A 5,322-nucleotide genomic window follows, 5' to 3' on the forward strand; every position below is an offset into this window, starting at 1 on the left:
AAATTGTCCGGTTCGACATCCACCAATTCTTAATCAACCGCCGTATCGGGGGGTACAACGTCTCCGTCATCCCGACGCGCCCCCTTCCCCCGCGGCAAAGAACCCCGGCGTGGAGAAATTCCGCGCCGGGGCAGCTCTATGCAATCCCTCTGCTTTCCAGAAATAATTGGCCTGCGGATTCCTCATCCACACTTACTGCGACACCATACAAAGGGGACCGCGGAACTACGCCGTCAGATTTTTATAACGAATGATGCAAAAGAGGCAAGCAAGTCCGCGTTTCAGGCGTTAGCCGCTTTTTATTCGGTGTTGCCTTAAGTATAATACTGCGCCGTACAGCCCGGGCGGTGCGCCCGGAGAGCATGTTTTGTGGCCGCATAAACGAAGGAAAATTCCTCTTCAGTATTTGACATTTTTCCCAAATACGGATATAATAGGACCTCTGGCAACGAATGGTTTGTTCCGTATTTTTTTGGCCCTGCGCTCCCAAGACGGAGGGCACGGACCGGACCGCGAGGCGAACCCCTTTCAACCCTGACGGCCGGACCGCGAAGAAGCCGTGTCTCCGCTGGGACGGAGGATATCGTGTGCAGAACATATGTTGAAAGGGTATCGCGATGAGATTCGTAGCGGCAAATTGTTTACGCGAGGGCATGCAGCTTGCAAAGCCCTTGTACCGCGGACCGAACACCATGCTCTCTACCGGAATCACGCTGAACAACGCATATATTGGCGGCATTCTGCGGGCCGGTTATGCGGGCGCTTACATTGAAGACGACCTTTCCCGGGACATTGAGGTCATCGACGCCATCAGCGGCGAGCTGCGCACGGAGACGATGCGGGGCATTCAGAAAATTATTTCCACCGCCCGACAGGGCGGTAAAAAACCGCACCCGGTTAATGTCTCCGCCCAGATTGAATGCATTGTGCGGGAGCTTTCCGGAAACCGGAACGTGATGGTGAACATGCTGGATTTAAGCAGCTACGACAGCTACACATATTCCCACTCTCTCAACGTGGCGGTGCTGTCCATCATTTTGGGCATGGCCATGAATTTTCCCGTGAGCGACCTGATCGCCCTGGGCAGCGGTGCGTTGCTGCACGACATCGGAAAAGTGTTTATCGACAAGCAGATCGTTCAAAAAAACGGGCCTCTGACCCCGGAGGAATTTGAGCTGATGAAGACCCATTCCCAGATGGGCTACGACTATATCACGTCGGAATACCGGCTTCCGCCCCGAAGCTGCCGGCCTATTTTAGAGCACCACGAACGATACGACGGATCCGGCTATCCCTTGCAAAAAAAAGGTACGGGCATCTCCCTCTACGGACGGATTACCGCCCTTGCCGACGTGTACGACGCGCTGACCTCCGAGCGGCCCTATCGGAAAGCCCTACCCCCCAGCGAGGGGGTTGAATATGTGATGGCCAGCGCCGAAACCCTGTTCGACCCGGAGGCGGTCAACGCCTTTACAAAGAGAATCGCCCCCTATCCCGTGGGCACCTCCGTGGCGCTGAGCAACGGCTGGACCGGACTGGTCATCAGGAATTACGCTTCCTACTGCCTGCGGCCCATGGTCCGTGTCTATCGGCAGGACGGCAGAGCGGTAAAGCCCTTCGAGATTTCTCTGAAGGATGATTTTGGCTATTTGAACGTCACGATCAAAGGCGTTGCGTAGTGGACCCTTTACGCCGCAAAATTTTTAAACAATTGTCCATTGCCCCTGACGGTGCGGCGCAAGAGGGCATGCCCTCACAAAAAATTGTCTTTTTAAAAAAAGAACGGCCCCGGCGCGGAATTTTCCGCGCCGGGGCCGCATGATGTCGTTTATTCAAGGCCCAGAGGTAGGATTTTGCAATAATCCTCCACGGTGCCGCCGGCAGCAAAGCACTCCAGAATCTGGCGCCCCACGGGATGCAGCTCCGGCGTGTCGTAAACCAGCAGCTCCTTGGCAAAAAAGTCGGTGAGTATTTTCGCGCCCACCCGATAGCCCTCCTCGCCGAGAAGCTCCTGCAATTCCGGGCGGAGGAACTTGGGGGGAATATGCTGGCCATCCACCTTCATGTCCTTCAGGCAATAGCCCAGAATCGGGCAGGGCGCAGGCGTCAGCCGGTCCATGCGCATATTTACGCCGCCGCGCCGGGCCAGATATTCCCGCGAAATCCACTCCGGGGCAAAGCCAACCTGATAAATGCCGATATTCTGATTGGGCGTCAGCACATACCGGGTGGCGGTGCAGCGCAGAATCTGCTCCATCAGAAGGTTTGCCTGCTTCACCCGCAGGCCCGTGGCAAAGGGCCAATAGGACCCCACGCCCTCTGCGGCCAGCGCAGAATCCCCGCTGACGGAGGGGTTGTTGTAACCCCGGGGAGCCACCAGCCGCCACAGCCACGCCAGCGCAGGGGGCAGAATGTGCAGCAGTCCCACAATGCCATAGCTGGGACGCTGGGCCGTTGACGGGGGCATCCGCACGCCAAAGCTGCGCACGTTCACCTCCACCGGCCCGGTGACGATGTTGTCCACCAACCGCCGGGGAATGATGACCCGGGGGTTGGAGCAGGGCCGCCCCGTAGAGTCCAGCGTATGCTCCCACAAAAGGCAGGTGGAATTGGGCACGCCGTCCAGATTAAAGAAAATCAGCGGTTCCTTCGTGTGGATGGTGATGCGTTCATACAGCCGGTCGCAGCCGTACTCCGTGATGCCGTCCACCCGGACAAACCAGCCGTCTTCCCCGTCCGCCAGCGCCAGCTTGCCGTTTGCGGGCTGAAAATCCGGCGGGCAGATGGCCATGTCATCTGTCACAGGCTGAATGGTGCAGGTGTCGCTCATGCTGATATAGTGGCGGGTCCCGCTGATGGAATTGACGCCCACCAGCACCCGTCCGTCGGAATCCCGGTGCACATCCTCCAAAAGCTCGCTCTTTCCGCCGCCGGACGCCCCCTCGTGCATCATCACCATCTCGTTTTCATAGGGAGTGATGATCCGGGCGGCGGAGGCGTGGGCCGTGACCCAGCCCTCCTGCTCTCCAATGTCCAGCAGCACGCTGTACACGCCCTTTTTCGCCGAGGGGCCGGGATAGAGGTTATAGGAGAAAATCTCGTGGAGCTTCTCTCCCCGGCTGTGCACCACCACCTGCCGCCCGCCAAAGCGGGTGTGGCGCAGGGGCGGGGCCACGTAAACGATGGCCCGGGGCTCAAACTTCTCCAGCTCCCGGACGTTGACAAAGGCCTGAAGCTGGGAGAGGGCAAACGCAAAAAACGCCGCGTTCCGGGGGCACACCAGCATCGCTTCGTAGCCATAGTTGTATCCTCCGGCCTTAAAGGGCACCACAATCAGCTCCTGCCCGGAGAGCCAGTGGAATGTCTCCTCCCGCACCTCGTCAAAGCCGTAGCCATATGTGTCCTCAAACCGGGGCTTGTCGGTGGGCTGATCGTCGGCGATGCGCATGCAGTCCGGGTCCCGGCGGCGCATATAGTCCTCTGTGTAATTCACCACGGCTCCGTTTTTGCAGCGGACCACGTCCGCCTCGTGGACGGGCCGCCCATCCACGTCGTATACCACGTCAATCCGGGTGGTGTGCTCGTTGCCGAAAATCAGCTCGTAAAGCGTCTCCTTGCTCTCCGGAACGATGACACTGGGACTGCAATCCACAACAGCGGCCAGTTCCTCCGGCAATACAAAGCGTTTTAATATCTCATTCAAATCCGGTCCCTCGCTTCCAGTGCAGTTATCTGATCATTTTTCAATCATTTAGTCCAAAAAATTCAGCGGTTAAATCATGCAACCGATTAACTATAACATATTTTTCGGTGTTATTCAAGCCCGTTCCGCGCTTTTCGGGGGTCTTTCGCATGGCTTTCCACTTTAAACGCTCTCACCGCTTTGGGCGGCGCGATAGCGGTTGGCCGCATCCTTCAGACAGGCGATCAGGGGCTTTTGCGTCAGCGCAAAATAGCGGGTGCGGATGTCCGCCTCCATCGCCGCCAAGTCCTCTCCAAGGCGGCGGCCCACCAGCAGTTCCCGCACAAACGCCGCCGTCACGTCCAAAATCGTGTTGCAGGCGGCATCCAGAATCAGCCCTGTGTCCCGCTCCAGCACCAGACTGATGTAAAATTCTCCGTGGGTCTGGCAGATGGCGTCGCCCCGGCTGGGCTTGGCTTGTCCCACCACCAAAATCGTGTTTTTCGGATATCCCATAGCCGCCCCTTTCCTTCCCCTTCCGGGGAGACGCCGCTCCGTGTTCCTTCCGGTCGGGCAAGGCGCCATGAAGTGGTTATACCACAGATTTTGCCGAAAATCCAGCGTGAAATTTGTCCTCTCGCCGCCTTGACGGACCGGCGCTTCCCTGCTATACTGTGCCCAGAGCAAAGTGGTCCGCTTTGGCTCTTTGATTCGTTTTTGCCCGCGCGGAACGTCTCTCCGGCGCTTCCCCCCGCGGCCAAGATCCACGAATTTTGTGTTACACAAAATCAGTGGGTCTTTTTTTGTTGAAAAGGCCCTCCTGCGGGAGGTATTTTATGGATTTTTATGAACAACTCTGGGCGCTTCTGCGCCGGGACGAGACAGGCCGGGGCCTTGCCCGGTGGCTGCCCGCCCCGGATTTCGACGCGCTGACCCACACGCTGCTCTCGGCAGAGCGGGCGGTGATTCTTACCGGCTTTCCGGTGGACTGCGGCGGCGTGTTCCATGGCGAGACGGACGGCCCCTCCGGCGCGGCAAATCTGGCCCGAACATTGATGGCGGCGGGCTGCAACGCAATCCTGCTGTGCGGGAGCGTCTCCCTCCCGCAGGTACGGGCCGCAGCCGGGGTTCTTGCTCCGGAGGCCGAGATCGTCTGTCTTCCCGACAGAGCCACGGCGGCCTTTGCCCAAGGTCTTTTGAACCGAATCCGTCCCACTCACTTTTTCACCATCGAGCACCCCGGCAAAAGCGCGGACGGCCATTTTTACAATATGAACGGATGCGTAATCGACGACATGGTGACGGACGCGGAGATTTTTCTGCCGCTGGCCCGCCGGATGGGTGCCGTCACCATCGCCGTGGGCGATGGGGGAAATGAACTGGGGATGGGCGCGCTGCGCCCGGTGGTGGAGGCACATGTGCCCCACGGCAAGCGCCTTGCCGCCGTAGGGCGGGCGAATTTCACGCTGGCGGCCGGGGTCTCCAACTGGTGGGGCTGGGCGGCGGCGGCGCTTTTGTCCGCCGCCACCAGACAGCGGCTGCTTCCCTCGCCGGAAGAAGAGCTGATGGCGCTTCAAGCCGTGATCGCCTCTGGCGGTGTGGACGGCTGCACGGGAAAATCCGCCCTCTCGGTGGATGCG

4 protein-coding genes are annotated in these 5,322 nt (G+C 59.0%); 2 read left to right on the top strand and 2 right to left on the bottom strand.

All coding sequences use genetic code 11. The annotated features are described in order from the left end of the window. The first annotated feature begins 617 nt into the window (after positions 1-617). Positions 618-1,679: an HD-GYP domain-containing protein gene (locus B2W96_RS11670; RefSeq protein WP_293010607.1), complete on the top strand. Its 1,062-nt coding sequence runs from the start codon at positions 618-620 to the stop codon at positions 1,677-1,679. Between the two features lie 149 nt (positions 1,680-1,828). Here the strand turns inward: B2W96_RS11670 and B2W96_RS11675 are convergent, their stop codons facing one another. Together B2W96_RS11675 and B2W96_RS11680 are read right to left on the bottom strand one after the other, a co-directional pair. Beyond that, positions 1,829-3,703, bottom strand: a complete 1,875-nt coding sequence (locus B2W96_RS11675; protein ID WP_293010608.1) for a DUF4914 family protein — start codon at positions 3,701-3,703, stop codon at positions 1,829-1,831. A gap of 162 nt (positions 3,704-3,865) precedes the next feature. After that, positions 3,866-4,198 carry a DUF3870 domain-containing protein gene (locus B2W96_RS11680; protein WP_293010609.1) on the bottom strand — a complete coding sequence of 111 codons (333 nt, stop codon included), beginning with the start codon at positions 4,196-4,198 and terminating at the stop codon, positions 3,866-3,868. Positions 4,199-4,518: 320 nt separating this feature from the next. Between B2W96_RS11680 and B2W96_RS11685 the strand changes: the two genes are divergently transcribed. Continuing rightward, positions 4,519-5,322: DUF4392 domain-containing protein (locus tag B2W96_RS11685; protein WP_293010610.1), on the top strand; the 804-nt coding region annotated here is incomplete at its 3' end.

The sequence above is a fragment of the Oscillibacter sp. UBA6647 genome (assembly GCA_002455655.1).
In the GTDB taxonomy this organism is placed as follows: Bacteria; Bacillota; Clostridia; order Oscillospirales; family Oscillospiraceae; genus Oscillibacter.